Genomic DNA, 24,655 nt, shown 5'->3' with positions numbered 1-24,655 from the left:
TCGTAGAGGCAGATACTTAATAGAGTGGTGATAATATGCAAAGGCTACAATATGAAGCTTCATGGGATAAGGCTTTGCCAGCTAAAGATCGTGAAATAATTGAGGGTGTCTTTCAGGAAACGAAATTATCTGGTAATCAAGCAGTAGCGTTTACGCCATTATGGCAGGCTATGAATTATAAAGGTGAATTATTGGTAACGGTAATCGTTCATAATTTTACGGATAATCCGTTTTCTTTTCAAATGGAACCAATTCGCTATGTCGAAAATAGTGAGCTTGTTGCTGCGAACGAGTTTACAATTCCAGCACTGACAATAGAGGCAGAAACAAGTATGCCGTGGGCGTTCATTTTTCCAGTAGAAAGCTTGAAAACTCAGCCTGCATTAGAGGATGGAAGATTAGAATGGATTAATGCTTATTAATCCATTAGCCAGGAATCTAATCTTGCATTTCTATAAAAGCCCAGAAAACAGCTTGCTGCGTGTTTCTGGGCTTACTTTTTTTATTGGGAAGTGGCCGTGCCACGTCTTGTTGCGAGCAATGCAGTAACAAGACCAAATACAATGATAATACCGCCGACAATCGCATTATACTCAATACTGACTCGGTCGACGACAATACTACCGGCAAAAGAACCGACAGCTATACCAAGATGCAGGGATGAATTATTTAAGCTGATTAGAATATCCGAATTTTTTGGTGACAGCTCCATTAAATAGCTCTGCATTGGCGGGGTAATAGCCCAGCTCATGCTTCCCCATACAACCATAACAAAAAAGAAAAATGGTACGAAGAACGTCGAGAATGGTACTGCGAAGATCGCAATGATAAAGATAATAATGACAGAAAGAATTGTTCGCTTCGTCCCAAAGTAATCGGCAAAAGAACCCCCGATTGCTCCACCGCTAACGGCTGCAACACCGAACACTAAGTAAACAATACTTATCCATAGACCTTCGAGTCCCATTGTTACTTGTGCAAAAGGTGTAAGGTAAGTATATAGTGTTGTATGTCCTGCCAACACAAGAAATGTAGTGGCGTTAGCAAGTAGTATCTTGCTGTTTTTTAATGTGCGTAGCTGTTGCCCAATGGAAACAGCACCTTGTCCAGGAGTTATTTGTTTCATAAAAAAGTAAACACCTGCCATGGAACATAATGTTAGGATTGCAATCATAATAAATGGGGCACGCCATCCAAAAGTATTTCCAAGCATTAATCCAAATGGGATTCCAAGAACAAGTGACCCACTAACGCCCATGTTCACTATCCCAATTGCGCGTCCACGGTATTGTGGCTCGACAATTGTAGAAGCCATTGTTACACATAGTACAATCAGTAAAGATGCACTGGCTGCTGAAATAATTCTACTGATAAACAGAACACTATAAACGGGACTTAAAACGGCAAGAACATTACTTAAGAAGAAAATAAACAGTGTAATCAACGTTAGTTTCTTTCGTTCAATTCTTGCTGTTAGAAATAATAGTATTGGTGAAGCTATTGCAAAAACAAGTGAAAATACCGTTATTAATAGTCCAGCCTGTCCAACGCTAACTTCTAAGCTAGCTGCAACTAAATCCAATATGCCACCTATAATTAATTCGACCATTCCGACGACAAAGGAAACGATCGTTAACAAATATACTCGTTTATCCATACGTTTACGCCTCTCTTATAAAGTGAAACTGATTCCGTGGTGACTCCCCTGCACCTTGCAAAATGTTAGCAACCACAAGGGTAAGACACCAGCCCTCTCCACGTTTCATGTTTTCGTTTTTTCTCACGCTTTAAGGTGTGCGAATTACAGCGGTTAATGCGAGGAAAACACAATATTACAATAGTAGCTTCTATTCGACATCACTGCAAGCGGAAATAATAGTATCTCTATTTTTGTTCAGGAAACTTCCTTTATATTAACGAAAAGTGACAGTCCCAATCGGGTTTGTTATACTTATGGTACCTCGTATTGGTTAAAGGAGGAGAAGTTTTGTTGAGTGGTCAAGCAAGGTTGGACAAAGAGGCAATGCGCGTACTGAAACTTACTAGCAGAACGTTTTATATACCGATTAAATTATTAAATCCAACTCTAAGAAAAACAGTTGGATCTGCTTACCTATGTATGCGTGCAATTGATGAAATAGAAGATCATGAGCAATTGGATGCTGAAGTAAAGCAACGATTACTGTTAGAAACAAGCAGTTTGCTACAAAAAGAGTTCGATTTACAGGCATATGAAACATTAATAGAGCCTTATAAATCGGAATTACCCGAAGTGACCTTAAGACTTGGTGACTGGCTCGAATTTTGTCCTGATAAGATTGTTGATAAAGTAAAAGAATCAACGAGTGAAATGGCCGAAGGAATGGCAAAATGGGTTGTGAAGGACTGGGAAGTAAGAACGAAAGAAGATTTAGATGATTATACATATTATGTAGCTGGTTTGGTAGGCGTTATGCTCTCTGATATTTGGAAATGGTATGATGGTACTGAAACGGATCGTGAATTGGCAATTGGATATGGGCGTGGTCTTCAGGCTGTCAATATATTGCGTAATAAAGATGAAGATGCTGAACGTGGTGTCCGATTTTTCCCGGATGGATGGAGTCGTGATGATATGTTTCGTTATGCAGAGGGTAACCTCGCAAAAGCGGATGATTATATGAAGCAGATCGAAACGAAAAATATTACATTATTTTGTAAGATTCCATTATCCTTAGCAAAGCGAACGCTTAAAGCACTGAAAAGCGGTAAGGAGAAAATGACTCGTGCGGAAGTCGAGTCAACAGTAGACGAGATTATAAATAAATAATGATGTTTGGAAAGAATGACAGCAAGCAGCAATATGCATGCAGGAGTCATTCTTTTTTTGTTATAGAAAGAATACAATTTGCTAATTAGTCAACGGTGAAGATGAATTCGTTTTAAAGTGATGAAAATAAATTAGATTGATATTATTTGCGTAATTAATGAATGAAACCTATAATAGTAAACTGTGTTAAAAATTTGAGCAAGTTGGTGGAATATTAGTCATTGGTTGTTCTTCTGTAGATAGATATTAGGTGTTGTAATCAAATTCCATCCAACGGTCTTTAATGACAAAATGGATTACTATATTATAGACGCTTGTTCCTAACAACATTAGGAGGAAAACGTGGATACAAAAAAGAAGAACCTAGATTGGCCAGTTTTTATTGTGAGTGGAGGATTCCTGATTCTATTTATTTTATTATCGCTATTTGATAATGAAATGGTTGATGGTGCGGTGAATACATTATTTGCTTATTCTTCAGACCTTTTCGGTGCATACTGGCAGGTATTATTGCTTGGAAACTTTTTCATTGGACTCGGGTTAGCAATTTCAAGGTATGGGAAAGTTAAATTAGGTAAACAGGATAAACCAAAATATAGCTATTTTGGCTGGGTTTCTATGATTTTAGTTACTTTATTGGCAAGTGGGGGCGTATTCTGGGCTGCTGCTGAACCAATGTATCATTACATGACTACTCCCCCATTAGCCGGCGGTGGAGAATTTAATAATATGGATGCTGCATTTGCTCAATCCTTTCTGCACTGGGGGTTTACCGCATGGGCAATTCTAGGTACACTCTCGGTTATTGTGATGATGTATGTACACTATAATAGAGGGCTGCCACTGAAGCCTAGAGGATTGCTATATCCGATTTTTGGTGAAAAAATATATCATAAAAGCGTGCTAGGTACATCGGCAGATATCTTTTCCATAATTGCAACGGTTGCTGGTACGTTGGGACCGCTTGGATTCTTAGGTTTGCAAATATCTTACGGACTTAATCATTTATTCGATGTACCAAACACGTTAACTGTTAGTATTATTGTTGTGCTGGTACTAGTACTGATTGCTGCGATTTCAGCAGCTACAGGCGTAGATCGAGGGATTTACCATCTAAGTAATTGGAATGTGAAATTTACAATATTCTTAGCAGCTGTAGTACTCGTTATTGGTCCTACAATGTTTATTATTGATGCATTTGTAGGTGGCACTGGATTTCATCTGCAAAACTTCTTCACGATGAGCATGTATCGTGGGGATGAGGGCTGGCTTTCAATATGGACGATATTCTTCTGGGGTTGGTTTATCGGATATGCTCCTATGCTGATTGTATTTATTAGCAGAATATCTCGTGGAAGAACAATTAGAGAATTAATCATAGCTGTATCAATTGTTGCTCCAGTAGTGAATAACTTCTGGTTCTCAATTGTAGGTGGGACAGGAGTATTCTTTGAAAACGAAAATGCTGGCTCTGTCTCGACTGCGTTAAACGAGGGTGGAATGCCTGCTGCAGTAATGGCCATTACCGATCAGCTCCCAATGGCAACTCTAATGGGGTTAGGCTTTTTGCTTGTATCGATTATATTTGTTGCAACAACAACCGATACAATGGCTTATACCGTAGCAGCTACGCTAGAGGGAAATGATAATCCAACACGCTGGTTACGTGTATTCTGGGCATTAATCTTCGGTGCTACTACCGTAGTAATTCTATCGATTGGTGAGGATAGTATTGCATCGATTCAGAATTCAATTGTTATAACTGCGGTTCCGGTTTCGCTTCTATTACTGCCACCATTGTGGAACGCTCCAAGAATAGCGAAGAAAATGGCATTAGAGCAAGGACTGATCTGGCAACGCGAAATGAGAAAAAAAGTAGATAAAAAAGACGAATAATGAAATGGGCCATCTAGCTTTCCAATAAGGGAGCTGGAGGGCCCTTATTCTTAATCTTGATTTTACATATACGTTAAGGAAACCTTTAGATTCGCATTCTTCTCTCGAATCCTGTCAAGTAAGTCTTTGTCATTCACTTCATTTTTACTACGGATGGCATAGGTGTACATAATCATCGTTCCAAGATTAGTTGTCTCAACCTGGCGTAAAGCATGATTAATCGTAAATTGTCTAAAAACATCATCAAGCAGATTTTCATGGTTTAGATTTTCTGGCACCGTTACTTTTAAAATCTGTGTATCTTTTCCTTTTCCGTATTCGAATTTATAAAGAAAGTAAAATAAGATACTAGCAAAAAACGTTAAAATAATCGCTAAATCAAATTGGTAGAGACCGCTGGTCATACCGACTGATAATCCGAAAAAGATATAGGCAATATCCTTCGCATCTGTAACCGCACTTCTAAAACGAATTAAAGAAAATACTGCGAATAAACCAAAAGCAACTCCAGCATTTCCGCTCACAACATTCATAACAACAGATACAACAACACTCATCATAATTATCGTATGGACAAAGTTCTGTGAGTAGCGATCCCCTGTAAATGTTAGTTGATATACCTTTGTAATTACAATACTAAGGATTGTTGTGATTGCCATCGCTAATAGACTCATAAAAATTGCCGATTCATTACCGTTTATTTGAAATAATGTTTCCATTTTATACTCCTCCTACTGTTACATTTTCTTTTCCATTTGGAAGTGGTGGATTCTTTAACAATTCAAGACTGGTACAAAATTTTGATGCACTTCTTTGTTCGCAATTTAGTTGTTGTAAAATGCGAGTAAGCCAGAGGGGAACACTGTCATTCACTTTTACTTCGAGTACAACAAGATTAGAATCAACAAAATTTTTTCCGTACGCACCGTTTTCTAATAAAAGATCTTCATTTCTGCATCGCAGATTAGAATCAAAGGTAATCCGCAACTCTGGGTCTGTTATACAATGCAGTGCATGGCGGTCATAACTTACAATCATTTCGGGCTCTAAGCGGTATAAGTTGCGAAAATAATCAATCTCACGCAGTACTTGTATATTCGATCCCTCGTAATTATTAATACAGGACTCCAGGCGGTTAATATAGCGGTAGGCCTCGGATAATGAGATAAGCATGCGTCTTTTATTGACGACTTTTTTATGCTTTTGTTTCACTTCAAAAAAAGCAGTTCCGTGGATGTCGGTATCATCGTAGATCCGTAAACGAAGCTTTTGCCGATACTTCAGTTTGTTCTTAGTTTCAAAGTAAATTTTGTGATCATCACTTTCGAAGTATAGGCTGGTTACGGTGTACTTCCCATCCTCACCGAACTTGTCAGGTCGCATAAACGGTGAGATTTGCTGAATTAATAGTTCATATTGCACAGTGGTGATTAAATACTTCTGTTCTTTCCTTCTAAAAATTTCAATTGCCATATGATATCCTCCTTACCTTGAAAACTATTCTATAATTCTCGTATAAGATACCTATGTGAAAGGGATTAGAATTGGATGAGAATGTGATGTGAATCTAAATTTTGGGTGAAATCCTGTAATTTATCATTGGTTATTAAATGTTAGGAAGGGGATTTATGATAGTCTTTAAAATTCATTTATCTGGAGTATAACGTTTTTAAGTATAAAGCTAAAAAGGGCCGCTCCATTCTTTGGAGCGGCCTTTAAAGTTATAGTGATGTATTTTCTTCAATTGCGTTTTTGTCATTAAATGTTTTTACGTTTAAATTCTTTAAAATTCGTGATGTTAAGGTACCGGAAACCATACTTCCGTTAACATTTAAAGCTGTGCGTCCCATATCGATAAACGCCTCGATTGAAATTAATAGTCCAGCTAATGCTACTGGCATTCCCATTGATGAAAGAACAATGATTGCGGCAAATGTTGCTCCGCCACCAACACCGGCTACACCAAATGAGCTAATGCCGATAATGAGAACCAATTGGATAATAAACCCTGGTGAAAGAGGATTAATCCCGATAGTTGGTGCTATCATGACAGCTAGCATGGCAGGGTAGATTCCTGCACAGCCATTTTGGCCCATTGTTGCTCCAAATGAAGCAGACATATTGGCAACACCTTGCTCAACACCAAGTGAATTTTTTTGTGCCTGAATATTCAATGGAATTGTTCCTGCACTAGAGCGCGATGTAAATGCAAAGCCTAATACCGGAAAAGCTTTTCTTAAATACGTAAACGGATTTAAACCAAATATGCCGACTAAAACTAAGTGAAGAATGAACATAACCAGCAATGCAACGTAGGAAGCAATAACAAACTTACCGAGTTCCAGGATACCTGCAAAATTTGTACTGGCCACTGTATTCGCCATTAATGCTAAAACCCCAAATGGAGTTAAGCGTAAGACTAATGTTACGATACGCATGACAACGGCATAGACAGCGTTAACCATCTTCGTGAACATCTCTGCTTGTTCCGGATTTTTTCTGCGCACACCCAGTACCGCAATCCCAACAATAATAGAGAAAATAACGATAGCAATAACGGATGTTGGTCTTTCTCCAGTCATATCCAAGAAAATATTAGACGGAATGAAGTTAAGGATTCGTTGTGGGGTCGATTGCTCTTCCACTTCCCCCAAACTTGTTTCTAACGATGTGGCACGCTCTGACTCTGCTTGCCCCATTTCAATTTGCTCCGCATTTAGATCAAACACGATTGCAGTTCCAATTCCGATTAGGGCGGCAACCATTGTAGTAGAGATCAGGATTCCAATAATCCACGCAGACATCTTACCGAGTTCTGCGGTCCTTTCCAAGTTAATAATGGATTGGATAATGGAAACCATCACAATTGGTACAACAATCATCATAAGGAAGCTAATGTAGCCTCGCCCAACAATGTTGTACCATTCAGTGGTCTCAGTTAAAACTTCAGAGCCAGTTCCGTAAATTAATTGTAATAAGGCTCCAAGGACAATCCCTGCTCCTAAACCAGTGAATACACGCTTTGTAAAAGAAAAATGCTTTTTCTGCATCCATATTAGTAAACCGATAAGTGCTAGTAGCACTACTATATTTAATAGAATATAAATAGAGTCCATCTTGATAAACCTCCTTGTTAATGTTTTCTTGCAGTTGGAGAATACTATGCAGCAATACTAATATTATACTAGTTTATTATTCCGATAATATTAGTATGACTTAAATTAAGATACACTGGTTTAAAAGAAGTGTCAAGAAATTAATTTTAGTGAGGTTCACGCATTAACGGCTGTGATACCTGAACATCTAATGTGAAGGAACCAAAACGAATGGTTGTGAGGTAAAAAAACAAGAAGGAAGGAATCCATTCACTAAAAAAAGTATCACGACATGAATCTGGAATCGTTGGTGAAGATTATTGTGTTTATCACAGAAAGCATATCGTTTAACGACGTAGTGGGCAAGCTATCAAGCTTCCCCACTATGCTGTGCTACATCCAATTTTTTTGGAATAAAGCTTTAATAGCAATATAGAGAACTGAAAAGGCAAATACGATGACAGCAATTGTTCCTACAGCAATTAAGAAATTGACGATTGTTGTAGACGTAATAAATGAAGATGCTAACGACGTTACAACAATTAATCCAAAACCAGCCAGGATTGCTGTAAGAAAGAGTAAAGCAAGTTGATTCATCATCATCCCCCCTTTATTTAGGATATGAATAAAGGGGGGATATCGTTTATGTAGATTTAAAAAATGGAGAGAAGTTTAAAGACCGCATAATGGAAGGCGGTCTTTGTGTGTAACTAATAGCATTGAAACGATTGAATTTGGTTTAAGTCGATACCGAAATACACCCATCTGAATCCGGTCCATCTGAATCCTGCAATTGAATTTCTGCCAACAAACGTTGGGAAAAACCAAAAAGCGTCTCTTCTTAACCAAATATAGGTGAATCGGAATAAACAGCCTCGAATTCCACCTGGATCAACCGCGAATGTTTGGAACTGTGATTGTTCGGGTGTGAAATTCGGTGGTGGAGAGGTAGGTGGTCCAGCTTGTTGTCCACCGCCACCGCCTCCAGGGAAACCTCCAGGACCTCCGGGGCCACCTGGACCACCAGGGAAGCCACCGGGTCCGCCGCCAGGAAAGCCTCCAGGACCTCCGGGGCCACCTGGACCACCAGGGAAGCCGCCGGGTCCGCCGCCAGGGAAACCTCCAGGACCTCCGGGGCCGCCTGGACCGCCAGGGAAACCTCCAGGACCGCCTGGACCACCTGGACCACCGCCAGATCCAGGGCCGAAAATCTGACCAAGTATGTTCCCTGGAAGATTAAACTGCCTTTCATCATCATGTTGCGGTGGATGATATGGATTATTATGATAATTCATCTATTCTTTCCTCCCTTTTCTGCTCATAAAAAATCGCTCCCTTTACTATATGGGGAATTCGTCTAATGTGGGATTGAATTTAAAAGATTGGGCGGCTGGTATGTGTATAAGGAAGAACAAATAATTGCCAATATAAAGATTCTACTTGTTTTTTCCTTTTTATCCTTTAAATTATACTTAAAAAAACGCTTGTCATGATGAATCAATTATGGTAATGTTAAAAGGTTGTCAAGAGATAATGAGTAGAGCAAATAACAGACCAGGCTCGTTGGAAATTTGCATGTGAATATTCTAGCTGGATTCTGTGAATATAAACAGGTATGAGCAAAAAAATAGTAAGGGGGTTTTTCTATGACAGATCACAACAATCAGCAAGAAAAATATGAATATCTTGCTGATAATCCTAATGTGAAAGTAATGCCAATTATGCTTTCTTTAATTATTGGTGCTTTCTTTGCAATATTAAATGAAACTTTATTAAATATAGCATTAACGACACTTATGGCTGAGTTTGGTGTAACACTAACAACTGTGCAGTGGATGGCAACAGGATTTATGTTAATTATGGGAATTATTATCCCTGCATCAGCTGTATTAATGCAGTGGTTTACAACACGTCAGCTATTTATAAGTACAATGATCGTCTTTACAATCGGTACAACAATAAGTGCGCTTGCGCCGAACTTTCCAATATTGCTTGTCGGCCGACTTATTCAAGCGGTTGGTACAGGTTTGTTGATGCCGATTATATTTAATGTGTTCTTGTTAATTTTCCCGCCACATCGAAGAGGGAAGGTTATGGGGCTAGTTGGGTTAGTAATTATGTTTGCTCCGGCAATCGGGCCAACCTTATCTGGCGTAATTGTTGAATATTTAGGATGGCGCTATTTATTTATTTCCGTTATTCCGTTTGCATTATTTTCGATTGCATTCGCATCTAAATATTTAGTGAATGTATCAGAAGTGACGAAGCCGAAAATAGATATCATTTCCCTTGTTTTTTCAACAATCGGATTCGGTGCGATCGTTTATGGCTTTAGTTCGGCAGGGGAAACTGGGTTTTTAGAGCCTAAAGTATATACTGTAATTATCATAGGCTTCATTGCAGTGGCATTGTTTACATGGAGACAATTAAGACTGGAAGAGCCTCTGATTGATTTACGTGTTTTTCGTTATCCGATGTACACGCATGGGGTACTTATGTTCTTAATCATCATTATGGCGATGTTTGCTTCAGAAATTATTTTACCAATTTACATGCAAGGTCCCCTAGCTTTAACAGCTGCTACAGCAGGGCTAGTTCTACTGCCTGGTAGCATTCTAAATGGTGCAATGTCACCGGTAATGGGTGGACTCTTTGATAAGTTTGGTCCGCGAGTCTTGATGATTCCAGCAACGCTTGTTTTATGTGGAACCATGTTTATGATGAGTAGATTGGATTTAGATACACCAGTCTGGGTAATTGTTGTTGGATACATTTTACTCATGTTGTCTGTTTCTGCAATTATGATGCCTGCTGAAACCAATGGTTTAAATCAGCTTCCAAAGCACTTGTATCCACATGGAACTGCTGTAATGACAACATTACAGCCTGTTGCAGGAGCAATTGGGGTATCTGTATTTATTAGTATTATGAATGCGAGACAAAATGGTTTGTTGCAAAATGCAAACAATCCTACAGATCCTACTGCTATCAAAGAAGCAATGGTGGCGGGTGTGGAACTTGTATATTTTATTGCTTTTGCTATATCCATTGTTGCTGTCATTATGGCATTTTTTGTTTATCGCGCTGTACCGAAAGAAACAGAAGAGCAGCCGGTTGAGGAAAATTAATAGATTAATGAAAAATAAGTTTTCATTCTGTGGAATGCAGAGTGGAAGCTTATTTTTTTTAAAAAGTTAATTCTCACGTGCTTTACATGAATTGAATATTGCTGTATGTTATAAGTGAGTAATCACTCACTTATAACATGGCGAGGTGAAACGGATGCGAAATCAAAACTCATGTATCTCGATTCAACATGTGTTTAAGCAGTTTGGCAAGCACGAAGTACTAAAGGATATCAATCTCGAAATTGAGGAAGGGGAGATATTCGGACTTCTCGGTCCGTCTGGTGCTGGGAAATCAACCTTAATAAAAGAATTAGCAGGGCTAGATGTTCCTACATCAGGCGAAAATTATATATTTGGAGAAAGAATGCCAACACTCAAATTGATGGAGCGAATAGGTTATATGGCCCAAGCAGATGCACTTTACGAAGAATTATCAGCAAACGAAAATTTACAGTTCTTTGCAAGCTTATATGGATTGAAAGGCAAAAAGAAAAAGGAAAGAATTAACGAAGTGATGCAGCTTGTTGACTTATCCGATCATTTAAATAAACCTGTATCCAATTATTCTGGTGGTATGAAAAGAAGATTATCACTAGCGATTGCACTACTTCATGAACCTGAAATGCTAATTCTGGATGAGCCAACTGTTGGGATTGATCCCGTTTTAAGGAAAAGTATTTGGGATGCATTTTATGATTTAAATCGGAAAGGGACAACGATAATTGTTACAACTCATGTAATGGATGAGGCTGAAAAATGTGATCGGCTGGGACTTATGCGAGACGGAGAATTGATTGCTGTCGGAACGGCGGAAGCGTTACGTAATGAGACAAATTCAGATACGATTGAACAAGCGTTTCTTGTTTATGGAGGTGCGACATCGTGAGAGTTATTGCATTAACAAAAAGGATTTTGCAACAGCTTATACGGGATAAACGGACATTAGGTTTGCTTATCTTTGCGCCGATTTTAGTCCTAACTATGCTTCACTTGGTTTTTAATGGAGATGATTATGTACCGAAAGTGGGATTAGTAGAGATTCCTGAAGCTATTGTTGACCAAATTGATACGACAGATGCTGAAGTAACCATATACACGAATGAAAATGATGCACAGCAAGCTGTCCACTCTGAGGAGATTGATGGTTATATTTTACTTGATGATGCCACCACTTCAGCTGTCTTTCTTGAAGGTAGTGACCCAAGTGTGAATAGCGCTACATTGAGATGGATCCAATCAGCTTTTAGCTCACTGCAGCAGGGTGAAAGTGCTGCACAGTTTGAAATTGATTATTTATACGGCTCAAGTGATATGGGACCATTTGATTACTTTGGGCCAGTACTGCTCGGGTTCTTTGTCTTTTTCTTTGTCTTTATTATTGCTGGCGTTTCCTTTATTCGTGAGCGGACAACAGGAACATTGGAACGGCTGCTCTCTACACCATTGCGTAAATGGGAGATTGTGACGGGATATGTTCTTGGATTTGGAATCTTCACGATCATTCAATCAACGATTATTGCATGGTATGCTATTTATGTACTGAATATGATGATGGTAGGAGCATTTATTTATGTGCTTTTAATTACATTGTCACTTGCGCTCACGGCACTAACATTAGGCATACTCATTTCTTCATTTGCGAACAATGAATTGCAAATGATTCAATTCATACCGATTGTTGTTATTCCGCAAATATTCTTTTCGGGATTATTTAATTTAGAAACGATTTCCGACTGGTTAAGCTGGGTTGGTCCGTTTACTCCGCTTTATTATGCTGCAGATGCACTACGAGATGTTATGGTAAGGGGACATGGCTTTGGCGAAATTTTTGTTAATCTTATTATTCTATTTGGCTTTTCATTACTATTTATGCTTTTAAATGGTTTGGCACTTCGTAAGTATCGGAAAATATAACGTAGGCTTTTCGTTGCGCCATGTGACACTTATTCGATATGATGTTAGATAAGGAATGTTTAACTTGATAAGAGGCGAAATTTGATGACAAATAGTGAGACGAAATTAACTAAAAAACAAATAGCGATATTAGAGGCAGCGACAGAGCTATTCGCAGAAAAAGGCTATGCAGGTACTTCTACAAGTGAGATCGCGAATAAAGCGGAAGTCGCAGAAGGAACGATTTTCAAGCATTTTAAATCCAAAAAGGGGCTGTTGTTATCGATTGTCTCACCGATGATGGTGAAGTTAATCGCTCCAATGGTGAAAAATGATATGAACAAGGTGCTTGATCAGGATTTTGAACATTTTCAAGATTTTATTCGAGCTATGATTGAGAATAGAAAAGCATTTATTAAAAAAAACCTTCCCCTTTTACGAATATTAATTCAGGAAATTCCTTTTCATCCAGAGTTAAAGGAGCAGTTTATTGAGCATATCGGGAAAGATATTTTTGCTAGACTTAGAAACATTGTTGAACATTATCAAGCTAAGGGCCAGCTCATTCAAACCCATTCGGATACAATCATTCGAATTGTTGCCTCGTCTATTTTTTCTTATATTATTGCACGATATGTTATTGTTCCTGATGGTGATTGGAACGATGAGGAAGAGGTTGAACGGATTATTCAAGTTCTGGAAAATGGGATTGTGCCAAGGGAATAGGTGTTTTTAGCTTTTGATCCTTTTCTATGGGAAACGTAGAAAAGGTTTTTTTATGTTCTGAGGTAAGCGGTTTAGATTAATTTTAGATTTACTTAGCTACCCACTAATTATTAACTAAAAATAAACTTTTGCGTTGTCGTTACTAAAGTGACTTATACTTGAGTTAGAGAAGAGGGGGACCTATGGTAGAACAAAGTAAAATTCTTATCGTAGAAGATGATTATGAAATTGCCCGGATTATGAGGGATCACTTAAATAGAGAAGGTTTTCAAGTGACCTGGGCATCGACAGGATTGGAGGGCTTGGAAGATTTTAGAGCCGATGACTATTCTTTAGTGCTCGTGGATCTCATGATGCCAGAGATGGATGGTTTTACATTATGTGAAACCATTCGGTTAGAAAGTGACGTACCGTTATTAATTGTTAGTGCTAAAAATGAGGATGAAAGCAAAATACGTGGATTGGGTCTTGGTGCAGATGATTATTTAACCAAGCCATTTAGCCTGAAAGAATTGACTGCTCGAGTACATTCTCACCTAAGAAGATACGAGCGCTATACAAAGAAGCATTATAATGAGCAGATTTTTCATTATAAACATGGGTTAGCCATTGACTTTTTGAATGAAGCTGTATTTTTAGATGGGAAAATTCTCTTTCTAACCACTAAAGAGCGGGAGATTTTGTTTTTACTTGCTAAAAATCCATTTATTACGTTTGAAAAAGTGAAAATATATGAGCATGTATGGCAATTGATGAATGTAGATGGCAATAATACCGTAACCGTTCATATTAAAAGTCTTCGCACGAAGCTAAAAGATACAGGAAAGCAAGCGAGATTTGTCCAGACCGTTTGGGGTGTTGGGTATCGTTTTATAGGAGAACAAGTTGGATGAAGATTAAAAACTGGCTTATGATAAGTTATTTGCTCGTTATGGTTTTACCGATTGCCGCTATTTATTTACTCTATATTAATTTAAGCGCTTATGATCAAGATCAGGATTTAATGGAATATCTAACTTTTCAAAATGTCGTTACAAATCTGGAAAGCGAATTAAAGGAAGAAGCCTTATATAAAATTCAGTCTGACGAAAACTACCAGCATTTGCGTAGTCTGGCAGATGATAATCTCAAAATCGATTTATTTCGTTATGATGGCGTTCAGTTGTTTTCTACGATGAATACACCAGGAAACCCGCAGCTTTTTCAAGTGAATCAAGAAAAATTATTTCAGAATTTAAATGAATATCAGAAAAAAACGCGAACCTATTCGGTGAAAAAGCCAGTATTTGATGATACGAATCGGGTAGTTGGTTTATATGATATTACATTAGGTAGAAAAGCGTGGGTAGAGACCTCCAATCAACGTACGACGATGATGTTTATATTATTGGGTATCTTTTTCATTGCACTCTATTCAGTGGTTATGCTCTCTATCAACCGTAAGCTGAATCGACCTTTGTATCAGTTACAAGAACATATGAAAGCATTTGCGGCAGGTAAGAAATTGAATCAGGAGCTGGTTCAATCGAAGGATGAAATTGGAGTAGTTATTACACATTTCGAGCAAATGAAAGCTCAAATAGCAGAAACGAGAGATGCTCTTGCCAAACAGCAGCATGAAAAAGAATATATGGTTGCCTCCTTATCTCATGACTTAAAAACACCATTAACCGTTATTCGAACATACACCGAAGCTTTGGAAAATCACCATTTATCAAAAGAAGAAAAAGAAGACTATCAAATGATACTCTATGAAAAATTAGAACATATGAAGCAAATGATCGATGATTTATCAATATTCACCTCGCTTCAATCAACTGATAATATGCTCCATATCGTACAAGTAAATGGGGAAGAGTTTTTTGAAATGCTGTTTTCTGGTTATGAAGAGCCATGCTTCAAAAAAGATATAGAACTAAACACCGAACTGCATGTTAGGAATTCCTACATGCTTGATCCGAAACAAATGATTCGCCTTGTTGATAATTTAATGGATAATAGCATTCGCTATACTCCGAAACATCGTCGTATTTGGTTAGCTGCCATTTCATCGAGGAAGCCATTACCAAATTGGGTATTCCCAGAGTTTAAAGATGATGTGAATTTATTCAGGCAGGGTGGGACTGTGATGCTTATTCAGAACGAAGGAAAAGGCATAAAGCATAGTCAACTAGAAAAGATCTTCCAACCCTTTTATCAAGATGATGCTTCACGAGGAAAAGGGGCAACTTCAGGTCTCGGATTAAGTATTGCAAAAATAATTATGGAAAAGCATGATGGGGAGATAAAAATTTGGTCAACTGAAAATAAGGGCACATTAATTGCCTGCTGGTTAAAGGAGAAGGGTTAATCATGAAGTTTACGTGGAGAAAAGGTTTGATTTTACTAAGTCTTATTACATTAATATTAGGAGGCTGTTCACAAAATATGGAAGTTTCTGCAGAGGAAATTATCCAAAATGCTATTGAATCGGAGAAGGATGTAAATGCCTATCAAGGTGTAGCGGAAATGAAAATGTTTGAAGGAGAAGAAATGACACAGCATATCATCCTGGAGGAGTATGTTGAAGGCGAGAAAAGAAAGGTTGTTACGAACGATCAAGTACTAAAACAAGAAGTAGAAGTATTAAATGATGGCACTACAATGCTTATCTATGATAAAGCAAATAACCAGGCGCAAGAAATGGATACGACAGAGTTTGTAGACTTTGCAGGTATAAGTCCTAAAGAGCAATTCAAAACGATGATGGGGATGATGGGGGAATCTCATACCTATGAAATGGTTGGGGAGGAACAAATGCTTGATGCTGATACATTCCACATTCGGGTAAAAGCGAATGAAGCGGATAATTTACTAGGAGACATGGAATTATGGGTGGATCAAAAAACGTGGTTTGTTGTGAAGCTTGTTTCAGAAACAGGAGATATTCGAACAGAATTCGAGTATACAGAGTTGGATTTCTCACCAGACTTTGCAGATGACACGTTTACGCTTGATATTCCGGAAGATATTGAAATTACAAACTTGGAAGAGGATCTAGAGGAATTGGGGCCAGAAACAGTTACAGTAGAAGAAGCGGAGGAAGCGCTGGGCCAAGCGTTCCTTGTATTTCAAGAGGAAGCATATCATCTTGCAAGCATGCAAATGTATGATTTCTCTGCTGGATTGAATCGGCATGAGCTGGAGTTAATGTATAGTTCCAAGGAGAATATCCCATTGTTTTCGTTGTCTGTGTTTCCAACTCCCGATGACATGCCAGTTGAAGAAGCGGATTTAGAGATTCGAGGAAATGCTGCAGAGTATGAAGAGGTAATTAAGAGCATTGTTTGGGATGAAGATGGTTTACGTTATTCGATCGTAATAACGCATCCAGATATAGATGAAGAAGAAATTGTGAAATCGACAGAAAGAATGATTTTGAGTTCGGAAAAGTAATCAAAAGATGAGCGAGAAAGTTTACGAAAAGATTTGCTGCAGCTAAGCAAGTATTACAAGCTTTTCTAGCTGCATAAGTGGAAAAAGGGCTAATACAGGAAGCATAGTACGGAGGTTAAAGGATGAGGGAGATAGGGAGACGAGTTATTAAACAGGTGAAAAAAGGAGATCATTGTGCATTTAAGAAGCTTGTTCAGCATTACCATCAATCAGTCTATAAAATTTGCTACATGATTATCGGTGACAATAAAGCTGCTGAGAATATGGCTGAAGATATTTTCTTGCATGTTTATAATCATATTGGCGATTATCAGGAAACTACTAAAAAATTTTCGCTGTGGCTGTTTCAAAAAACGGTGAACCTAGCTCGTACCCAATTCAATGAAAAAAATCAGACCGGCGTGCATGCTAGTCCCGTATTAAATAAAGATAATAATATAAAACTTATATTGATGAACATTTCTTTAAAAGAGAGATTAGCTTTAACCCTAAAATCTAGCAATCATTTATCCATTCAGGAGATTAGTGAAGTTTTAGAAATCCCCAATTCCACTATCCTAACCTATATTTGGCGAGGGAGAGAATCGCTGCGCACGATGATTAGTCAGTAATTTGTTCTATTGCGTTTAATAAATGTACCAGTTCCATTATTTAAGGGGACTGGTACATTTTTTCTCGTGGATTCTGCTGACGGGTACATTTTCTTTTGCTTTTTATTGCTTTTACCCTTGTGATACGAGGTGCATCGTAACACACTGGTATTAACAGGAAAAAAGGGTTGAATATGCGTAATGGATAGGGAAATGATGAAAGGAAGCATTGATTTATTGATATTGTCTTTAATTTCCCAGCGCGATTTGTATGGTTACGAAATTACCAAAATTTTAAAACGGTTAAGCGGCGATGCGTATGATATGAGTGAGGGAACGCTGTATTCGGCTTTGAAAAGATTAGAAAGAAAACAGTGGATTAAGTCTTATTGGAGTGATACAGAAAACGGAAGGCGGAAATATTATCATCTAACCGAAACAGGAAGAAAACAACTGCAACAAAAACAGAGAAATTGGAAAATGATTGAATTCCTTGTAAATAAGAGTTCGGAGGGATTAACATGACGCAAGATCTCAGAAGATTTGTTGAAAAGACAGTTCAACAAATTGAGGGGAATCAACAAGAGAAAGATGACTTATACGAAGAATTGCTGATTCATTTGGAGTTGTCCAAGTAAGAATTTATCAATGCGGGGTTATCCGATAAAGAAGCGGAAAAGAAGGCAATGGAGCACTTCGGCAATGAAACAAAGGTCGGTGGACAGATCCAACAAGCAATGTTTCCTTTTCGAAAAGAAATGATGCGGGCACTTGCCATTGGATCCTTACTTTTTCATAGTTAAGGATATCTCGAAAGTTAGACTTTTGAGATATCCTATCTTGCTAGATTCAAAAGCGGTTCCTACAAGCTAAATCGCTTTAACGGCTTTAGCAATATCTTCTGCCTGTGTAATCACGGAGATAAACGAGACACCATCAGCCCCAGCTTCAAGCACAGATTTAGCATTCTTTGTATCAATCCCTCCAATTCCGACAATAGGAAGCATTGGGAATTGTGCGCGTAATGTCTGAATCCACTCCAACCCAACAGCCGCTTTCGCATCTGTTTTTGTTGTTGTGGAAAAAATTGGACCCGCACCAATGTAATCAACAAGATCTATCGGGCTTCTATCAACTTCATCCGTAGTTGATACAGAGAGTCCAATAATTTTATTTGGAAAAGCTTGACGTAATTCTTCTGCTGATCGGTCATCCTGACCAACATGTATACCGTCTGCATCAAGTAATTCCACAAGCTCGACATCATCATTCACAATAAATGGAATGTGATAGCTTCGGCAAATTGCTCGTAACTCTTTACCTAATTCCAATTTCGCATTGCCGTTAAGTGATGAAGGACCTTTTTCTCGAAACTGAAATGCTGTTATTCCAGCCTTAGCTGCAGCTTCCAGTATATCTCCAGGATTATGGTCGCAATTTTGACTGCCCATAATAAAATACTTTCGTAAGGATGGCTTCATTGGAAATGACATGTTTTATTTTCCCTCCAGTTGTTCGGGTTCTAATGAAAGTGCGTCGATAAATGGAGCTATAAATGTTCCTGAACCGTTCACTGACGGACTTGCGGCTGCATGGGAGGCGGCTAATCCGTAAAAATGAACAGCTGTGAGTACCTGTTCTTCAATTGGGTCATCCGTTGTTAAGCAGGCGGTTAGTATGGAACTTAGCAAGCAACCAGCACCTGTTACTTTAGCTAGAATTGGATGCCCAGTATGATTCTCCATGCAGGATTTTCCGGTGCAAATAATGTCTATTTTACCTGTAACAACAGCGGTCGTTTTGTATTCCAGTGCGACGCTGCGAGCGATATCTTCAACATTACCTTCACCAAGCGATTCCACGCCCTTTGTTTGCCAAGGGATATCGACCAGATGTGCTAATTCACCAGCATTTCCTTTAATAGCTGTAGGCTTTACCTCTTTTAAAATTTGTTTAACAGCAGTTGTACGAAATGTCGTTGCAGCAACACCTACTGGGTCAAGTACAACGGGAATTCCTTTTTCATTTGCCTTTTTACCAGCAAGAATCATTGCATCTAGATCCTTTGCTGTTAAGGTACCGATATTTATTAAAAGACCATCCGCAATAGAAGCCATATCCTTTGCTTCCTCTTCGGCTTTTGCCATTACAGGGGCGCCACCAAAGGCTAACAGTCCATTTGCGGTAAAATTCATGACAACCTGGTTCGTTAAATGATGAATGAGCGGTGTCTTTTCCCGTACACTTTTAATAATTGTTGGATTCATGTTTAGCACTTATCCTTTCGTATTGCCCAATGGTTTGTTGGACCACTCCCAGCTCCAAGGTCGAATGAATACTTAATTGCCGCCGTGACAAAATCCTTTCCATTTTTAACAGCGTCATACAAAGACAAACCTTTACTTAAATAAGCAGTGATTGCTGCAGCGTACGTACAACCAGTTCCATGTGTGTTTTTAGTATCAATTCGCTCTGCTGAGAAGCTGTGTATATTTGAGCCATCGTAAAGGAAATCAATTGCTTCCCCTTCTCTGTGTCCACCTTTGATTAAGGCAGCACCAACACCGAATTCCTTCACAAGCAGTTCTGCAGCTTGTTTCATATCATCTGTTGTTTTAATCGTTTCTCCAATAAGAAATTCAGCTTCTGGAATATTCGGTGTTACAAGTGTTGTCAGGGGTAAAAGCTGTTTGCGTAAATAATCACGTGCCTCTTCTTCGATTAAAGCATCTCCGCTCGTTGCAACCATAACAGGGTCCAGGACATATGGAACTTGAAGTGCTGCTATTTTTTTCTGGATAACTTTCATCATCTCCTGATTGGCGATCATTCCAGTTTTCAGTGCGTGAATAGGCATATCAGAAATCACGGAGTCTAATTGCTGTTCAATTATTTCAATCGGTACATGGTGAACGGCTTGAACACCTGTTGTATTTTGAGCCACAACCGAAGTAATTACGGACATCCCATAGCTTTGCAGCTCTTGAAATGTTTTTAAATCAGCGTGGATACCTGCACCGCCACTTGGATCTGTACCGGCAATTGTAAGTGCACATGCTACTTGTTTCATTGGTTATACACCATCCTTTCAGAAGATACCTCACATATAAGTGTCGTTATTTCAAATCCTTTTATAAATCATGCAATTTAATTACGAATTAAACGTTTACTTGAAACCCTGGATACGATAAATAAGCCGATAATAGAACCAGTAATACTACTAACAAGAAATGGTGGGATAAAGGCGAATGCTCCGGCAGAACTTCCCATAAAAATGCAAGCAAATGGGACAGCGAAAAGTGCACCGAAAATCCCGCTTCCAACGCCTTCACCGATAGCGGCTAATGATTTCTTGCTGGATTTTTTATAAAGATAACCTGCTAAAAAGGCGCCAACCATCGCACCGGGAAATGCTAATAATGTCCCTAGCCCGAGCATATTGCGAAGCAAGCTAATCATAAAAGCGATAACGACAGCTGGACCTGGTCCAAGCGTAACAGCTGCCATGACATTAATTGCATGCTGGACAGGATAGGCTCTAGCAATTCCAGCGGGAAACCATAATAGTTGAGCGGTGATTGTCCCAATTGCAATAAATACTGCCATAGTAGTTAATAAACGTGTTCGATTCATCAAGTCCTCCATTTCTGGGGTATCACAAAAAGCAGTGATGTAAACCAGTACGCTTCTTTATAGCAATTGCTGCTTCCTGGATTTTGAAGTTTAGCTACGGACACGGAGCTAGAACTGGACGTAAAAAAGCTAGATCCATTAGGACCTAGCTTGATACGTGTGAAAAATAGTTTAGACATATGTCAGACTACTTCCCTCCGCTGGTATTAACCAGATCAGGTCCATAAGAGTCGGGAAATGATACACGCTTCCCTCTCAGCCCACGCTTTTTGGGCACCCCTAGTAGTTTAAATGCGATAGAATTGTAAATTCATCTCTAAGCTTAACAAATTTTTTAACTTTTGTCATTATTAACATGGAAAACATGGTATAACTAATGTAGTCTGCTAATTATATAGTAGAAGCGTTACGAAAAAAATGGTACATACTCTTGATTTAGCGGAACGTGATTGCACTTTTTATTGTGTAATGGGAGATAACAATGAATAAAAGGATACATATAAAAAAGTATTAAAGAAAGGCTGATAGAATGACAATTTTAACTATGAAAAACATAGAAAAACATGAAAAGGATACACAGCTATTTCCTGCTTTTAATTTAGAAATTGCTGAAGGGGAGATTACTGCCATTTATTCAACGCTAAATGTTCGAAGCACGCTTTTAAATATGATTCTCGGAAAAATCCCCATTGTAAATGGGGAAATCCGTGTAAAGGAAGTAACTATTGCAGAAAACAAGCGAGGATTTTTACATCAAGTTGGTATTTGCTTTTTTGAAGATGGGATGTATGAGAGATTAACGGTTTCTGAGTATTTTCGATTTTTTTATGACTTATATGAAGTTAAACAAACGTTTGAACGAGTTATCCATCTAACACAGCTGGAAGGAAAGAAAAACAAGAGAATTAGAGATTTAACATTTTCGGAAATGAAACGTGTACAATATGGACGTTTATTGATTCAGGATCCTTCTTTATTTGTTTTTGAGGAGCCTGATTTGAATGTAGACATGGAGACAAAACGTGTATTTATTAATATTACAAGAAAGATACAAGAAGAAGATAAAAGTATACTTGTTCTAACTGGGAATATGGAAAGTGCCGTCACGGTTGCTGATCGTGTTTATCGATTGGATGAAGATGGTTTACGAATTATTGAGACGGAAACAGAGGAAGATACAGAGGAAAGAGATACAGAATTAATTCCAGCAGAAGAAACAGATAATGAAAAAGACACAAAGCCAATTCAATTGAATAAAATTCCAACGAAAGTTAACGATAAAATTGTTTTATTTGACCCCCCTGAGATTGATTATATTGAAAGCAATGATGGTCAAGCAAATATTTACATAAAAGGGGAAGCATTTCCAAGCTCACTCACCTTAACGAATTTAGAAGAGCGCCTGCAGCATTTTGGATTTTTCAGATGTCACCGCTCGTATATTGTAAATTTACAAAAGGTTCGTGAAGTGATCACATGGACTCGAAATAGTTATAGTTTGATTTTGGATGACAAGGAAAAGTCGCAGGTTCCGCTGTCTAAAACAAAAATGGCGGAATTAAAAGATCTACTCGGCCTTAAATAAGCTCCGTTCATCGAAAAAGTAGAAATATCAAGACTTGCAACTCGGATAATTGAGCGTTAAAAATGCGCCATTCACCTTGAAAAATACTCTTTTCATAGGAAATATGCTGATTTCCCTTCGCTTTCCATTTATTCTAGAGTCACAAACAAACGAGATCTACGGGGAGGAAGAATTTTGGAAAACATTATTGAAGTGAAATCATTAGCAAAGATTTTTGGTAATAAAGCTGCATTGGAAGATGTAAGCTTTCAAGTAAAAAAAGGAGAGACATTTGGATTTTTAGGACCGAGTGGTTCTGGAAAAACGACAACTATAAAAATATTAACTGGACAATTGATGCAAACATCTGGAGATGCGACCGTATTTAATTTGCCTGTTGCTTCATTAAATAAGCCATCCTATCGAAAACGAATTGGTGTTATTACAGATAATAGTGGATTGTATCAGCGGTTATCAATTTATGACAATCTGAAATTGTATTGTGAGCTTTATAATGTGCCATCGAAACGAATTAGTGAAGTGTTAGAGATGGTTAATTTGACGGAGGATACGAAAAAGGTAGTTTCAAAGCTTTCAAAAGGAATGCTGCAGCGTGTCACGTTAGCAAGGGCCTTCCTGCATGAGCCGGAATTGTTGTTTTTAGATGAACCAACATCTGCTTTAGATCCAGTGAACTCAAAGCATATTCATGATGGACTCCGCAAATTGAATGAAAAAGGAACAACCATTTTCTTGACCACACATGATATGAGTGAAGCGGAAACACTGTGTAAACGCGTTGCATTTTTGCATAAAGGAAAAATACAGTTGCTCGATGAGCCGAAAGTTCTTCGCAGACAATTTTCGGATTCCTCTGTAACAGTTGAATTAAAAGATGGACGCGAATTAAGTTTACCAGGTGGTTCGAAAGGCGCGGATGAAATATATAAGTACCTATCAACCGATCAGATCGTTTCCATCCATTCAAATGAACCAACATTAGGAGATATTTTTGTAGAAGTAACAGGGAGGGAATTAGTATGACTTTTTCAATGAAACGTGTCATGGCAATTTTTCAAAAGGATATGAAGGATTTATATAAAAATATGTATGTATCGACAACAATTTTAATGCCGCTCATTTTTGCATTTTTTTATGGTCGAATGGATAATCTTACAGTAGAAGTTCACTATGTAGTAATTAACTTGACCTTAGCCATCGTTACAGCATTCCTGCAATGTTCCATTATAGCAGAAGAAAAAGAGAAAAATACATTACGCGGTTTGATGCTTTCGCCAGCAACTATACCAGAAATTCTTGGCGGTAAAAGTTTAGTAACCTTTATATTAACTGTTATAACGATTATTCTATGTGCGATGCTGACAGGCTATGAGCCAGCAAATATGGGGATTGTAGCAATCGCAATTATTGTATCTAGCTTGTTTTATATTGCTTTAGGAACATTGATGGGATTGATCTCTAGAACCTTAATGGAAGCTTCTGTACTCATTTTACCAGTTATGTTTATTTTTGGATTTGGATCTATGTTTCGTCCTTTCGCTGAAGAGTATCCTATCCTGTCTGTCATCGACTATTTACCAAATATCCAATTGATCGAGCTAGCAACAGCTGTTGAGGCCGGTTCAGGATTTGGAGATGTCCTAGGTAATTTAGGTATCATTGCAGCTTGGGTAGTTGTGGGAATGATTGCCACTGTCATCGTATTTAAAAAGCGAGAGTTGGATGAGTAAGGTTAAATGAGGCTGGGACAAAACCCCAGTAATTAAAAAGAGTGGTACTCGCCAATAAGTTGGTGAGTACCGCTCTTTTTATGCATACAAAAAGGACACCTTTTGATAAAATTAAAGTTACCAGACAATAATTTT

At 38.2% G+C, this 24,655-nt stretch carries 25 protein-coding genes and 1 riboswitch; of the genes, 15 read left to right on the top strand and 10 right to left on the bottom strand.

Features of this window, described 5'->3' with window-relative positions; translation table 11 throughout:
• Positions 1–35: 35 nt before the first annotated feature.
• A complete protein-coding gene (locus D1B32_RS09245) occupies positions 36–422 on the top strand; it encodes an SLAP domain-containing protein (protein ID WP_095311570.1) in 387 nt (128 codons plus the stop codon).
• An 80-nt stretch (positions 423–502) separates the two neighbouring features.
• Here D1B32_RS09245 and D1B32_RS09240 read toward each other — a convergent pair whose 3' ends face one another.
• On the bottom strand, positions 503–1,657 hold the full coding sequence (locus tag D1B32_RS09240) for an MFS transporter (protein WP_095311572.1): 1,155 nt from the start codon (positions 1,655–1,657) through the stop codon (positions 503–505).
• Positions 1,658–1,990: 333 nt separating this feature from the next.
• Here D1B32_RS09240 and D1B32_RS09235 point away from each other — a divergent pair, with 333 nt between their 5' ends.
• Positions 1,991–2,809 carry a squalene/phytoene synthase family protein gene (locus D1B32_RS09235; RefSeq protein WP_118889275.1) on the top strand — a complete coding sequence of 273 codons (819 nt, stop codon included), beginning with the start codon at positions 1,991–1,993 and terminating at the stop codon, positions 2,807–2,809.
• Between the two features lie 342 nt (positions 2,810–3,151).
• The gene (locus D1B32_RS09230; protein ID WP_095311574.1) at positions 3,152–4,705 is read left to right on the top strand and encodes a BCCT family transporter; all 1,554 of its coding nucleotides are present in this window, start codon (positions 3,152–3,154) and stop codon (positions 4,703–4,705) included.
• Between the two features lie 62 nt (positions 4,706–4,767).
• On the opposite strand, the gene D1B32_RS09225 is transcribed toward D1B32_RS09230, so the two are convergent.
• From D1B32_RS09225 to D1B32_RS09205, 5 genes are all read right to left on the bottom strand, one after another.
• On the bottom strand, positions 4,768–5,424 hold the full coding sequence (locus D1B32_RS09225) for a DUF4956 domain-containing protein (RefSeq protein WP_118889160.1): 657 nt from the start codon (positions 5,422–5,424) through the stop codon (positions 4,768–4,770).
• A 1-nt stretch (position 5,425) separates the two neighbouring features.
• Positions 5,426–6,178, bottom strand: coding sequence for a polyphosphate polymerase domain-containing protein (locus D1B32_RS09220; RefSeq protein ID WP_118889159.1), 753 nt, complete (start codon positions 6,176–6,178; stop codon positions 5,426–5,428).
• A gap of 248 nt (positions 6,179–6,426) precedes the next feature.
• On the bottom strand, positions 6,427–7,821 hold the full coding sequence (locus tag D1B32_RS09215) for an L-cystine transporter (protein ID WP_118889158.1): 1,395 nt from the start codon (positions 7,819–7,821) through the stop codon (positions 6,427–6,429).
• A gap of 372 nt (positions 7,822–8,193) precedes the next feature.
• A complete protein-coding gene (locus D1B32_RS09210) occupies positions 8,194–8,397 on the bottom strand; it encodes a hypothetical protein (protein ID WP_095311580.1) in 204 nt (67 codons plus the stop codon).
• A 113-nt stretch (positions 8,398–8,510) separates the two neighbouring features.
• The gene (locus D1B32_RS09205; protein WP_187393143.1) at positions 8,511–9,095 is read right to left on the bottom strand and encodes a hypothetical protein; all 585 of its coding nucleotides are present in this window, start codon (positions 9,093–9,095) and stop codon (positions 8,511–8,513) included.
• 351 nt (positions 9,096–9,446) lie between these two features.
• On the opposite strand from D1B32_RS09205, the gene D1B32_RS09200 reads away from it, so the two are divergent.
• From D1B32_RS09200 to D1B32_RS09160, 9 genes are all read left to right on the top strand, one after another.
• Positions 9,447–10,928, top strand: a complete 1,482-nt coding sequence (locus D1B32_RS09200) for an MDR family MFS transporter (RefSeq protein WP_118889157.1) — start codon at positions 9,447–9,449, stop codon at positions 10,926–10,928.
• Between the two features lie 154 nt (positions 10,929–11,082).
• Entirely contained in the window at positions 11,083–11,814 is a 732-nt protein-coding gene (locus D1B32_RS09195; protein WP_118889156.1) for an ABC transporter ATP-binding protein, read from the top strand.
• Complete coding sequence (locus tag D1B32_RS09190) at positions 11,811–12,842, top strand: ABC transporter permease (RefSeq protein ID WP_118889155.1); 1,032 nt, start codon at positions 11,811–11,813, stop codon at positions 12,840–12,842. Before D1B32_RS09195 ends, D1B32_RS09190 begins: the two co-directional genes overlap by 4 nt.
• An 84-nt stretch (positions 12,843–12,926) precedes the next feature.
• A complete protein-coding gene (locus tag D1B32_RS09185) occupies positions 12,927–13,547 on the top strand; it encodes a TetR/AcrR family transcriptional regulator (RefSeq protein WP_118889154.1) in 621 nt (206 codons plus the stop codon).
• A 182-nt stretch (positions 13,548–13,729) separates the two neighbouring features.
• On the top strand, positions 13,730–14,440 hold the full coding sequence (locus D1B32_RS09180; RefSeq protein ID WP_095311591.1) for a response regulator transcription factor: 711 nt from the start codon (positions 13,730–13,732) through the stop codon (positions 14,438–14,440).
• The gene (locus tag D1B32_RS09175) at positions 14,437–15,897 is read left to right on the top strand and encodes a HAMP domain-containing sensor histidine kinase (RefSeq protein WP_118889153.1); all 1,461 of its coding nucleotides are present in this window, start codon (positions 14,437–14,439) and stop codon (positions 15,895–15,897) included. The genes D1B32_RS09180 and D1B32_RS09175 overlap by 4 nt, the downstream gene beginning before the upstream one ends.
• Positions 15,898–15,899: 2 nt before the next feature.
• Positions 15,900–16,982 carry a LolA family protein gene (locus D1B32_RS09170; RefSeq protein ID WP_095311595.1) on the top strand — a complete coding sequence of 361 codons (1,083 nt, stop codon included), beginning with the start codon at positions 15,900–15,902 and terminating at the stop codon, positions 16,980–16,982.
• Positions 16,983–17,104: 122 nt separating this feature from the next.
• The gene (locus tag D1B32_RS09165) at positions 17,105–17,593 is read left to right on the top strand and encodes a sigma factor (protein ID WP_118889152.1); all 489 of its coding nucleotides are present in this window, start codon (positions 17,105–17,107) and stop codon (positions 17,591–17,593) included.
• A 180-nt stretch (positions 17,594–17,773) separates the two neighbouring features.
• A complete protein-coding gene (locus D1B32_RS09160) occupies positions 17,774–18,097 on the top strand; it encodes a PadR family transcriptional regulator (protein WP_095311600.1) in 324 nt (107 codons plus the stop codon).
• Positions 18,098–18,441: 344 nt separating this feature from the next.
• Here D1B32_RS09160 and thiE read toward each other — a convergent pair whose 3' ends face one another.
• From thiE to thiW, 4 genes are all read right to left on the bottom strand, one after another.
• Positions 18,442–19,065 carry a thiamine phosphate synthase gene (gene thiE, locus D1B32_RS09155; protein WP_095311602.1) on the bottom strand — a complete coding sequence of 208 codons (624 nt, stop codon included), beginning with the start codon at positions 19,063–19,065 and terminating at the stop codon, positions 18,442–18,444.
• A gap of 3 nt (positions 19,066–19,068) precedes the next feature.
• Positions 19,069–19,839 carry a hydroxyethylthiazole kinase gene (gene thiM / locus D1B32_RS09150; protein ID WP_118889151.1) on the bottom strand — a complete coding sequence of 257 codons (771 nt, stop codon included), beginning with the start codon at positions 19,837–19,839 and terminating at the stop codon, positions 19,069–19,071.
• A gap of 2 nt (positions 19,840–19,841) precedes the next feature.
• Complete coding sequence (gene thiD / locus D1B32_RS09145) at positions 19,842–20,642, bottom strand: bifunctional hydroxymethylpyrimidine kinase/phosphomethylpyrimidine kinase (protein ID WP_095311606.1); 801 nt, start codon at positions 20,640–20,642, stop codon at positions 19,842–19,844.
• Positions 20,643–20,719: 77 nt separating this feature from the next.
• A complete protein-coding gene (gene thiW / locus D1B32_RS09140) occupies positions 20,720–21,205 on the bottom strand; it encodes an energy coupling factor transporter S component ThiW (protein WP_095311608.1) in 486 nt (161 codons plus the stop codon).
• A gap of 175 nt (positions 21,206–21,380) precedes the next feature.
• Positions 21,381–21,496: riboswitch (TPP riboswitch) on the bottom strand.
• A 238-nt stretch (positions 21,497–21,734) separates the two neighbouring features.
• Between thiW and D1B32_RS09135 the strand changes: the two genes are divergently transcribed.
• The 3 genes from D1B32_RS09135 (at position 21,735) to D1B32_RS09125 (ending at position 24,520) form a co-directional block, all read left to right on the top strand.
• Positions 21,735–22,790, top strand: coding sequence for a LytTR family transcriptional regulator DNA-binding domain-containing protein (locus D1B32_RS09135; protein ID WP_095311610.1), 1,056 nt, complete (start codon positions 21,735–21,737; stop codon positions 22,788–22,790).
• A 174-nt stretch (positions 22,791–22,964) separates the two neighbouring features.
• Positions 22,965–23,813 carry an ABC transporter ATP-binding protein gene (locus D1B32_RS09130; protein ID WP_095311611.1) on the top strand — a complete coding sequence of 283 codons (849 nt, stop codon included), beginning with the start codon at positions 22,965–22,967 and terminating at the stop codon, positions 23,811–23,813.
• The gene (locus D1B32_RS09125; RefSeq protein WP_095311613.1) at positions 23,810–24,520 is read left to right on the top strand and encodes an ABC transporter permease; all 711 of its coding nucleotides are present in this window, start codon (positions 23,810–23,812) and stop codon (positions 24,518–24,520) included. The genes D1B32_RS09130 and D1B32_RS09125 overlap by 4 nt, the downstream gene beginning before the upstream one ends.
• Positions 24,521–24,655: the final 135 nt, after the last annotated feature.

The organism is Oceanobacillus profundus (assembly GCF_003515705.1).
Taxonomy (GTDB): Bacteria; Bacillota; Bacilli; order Bacillales; family Amphibacillaceae; genus Oceanobacillus; species Oceanobacillus profundus.
The sequence above is the reverse complement of the archived record's forward strand: the minus strand, read 5'-3'. Positions and strand labels throughout refer to the sequence as shown.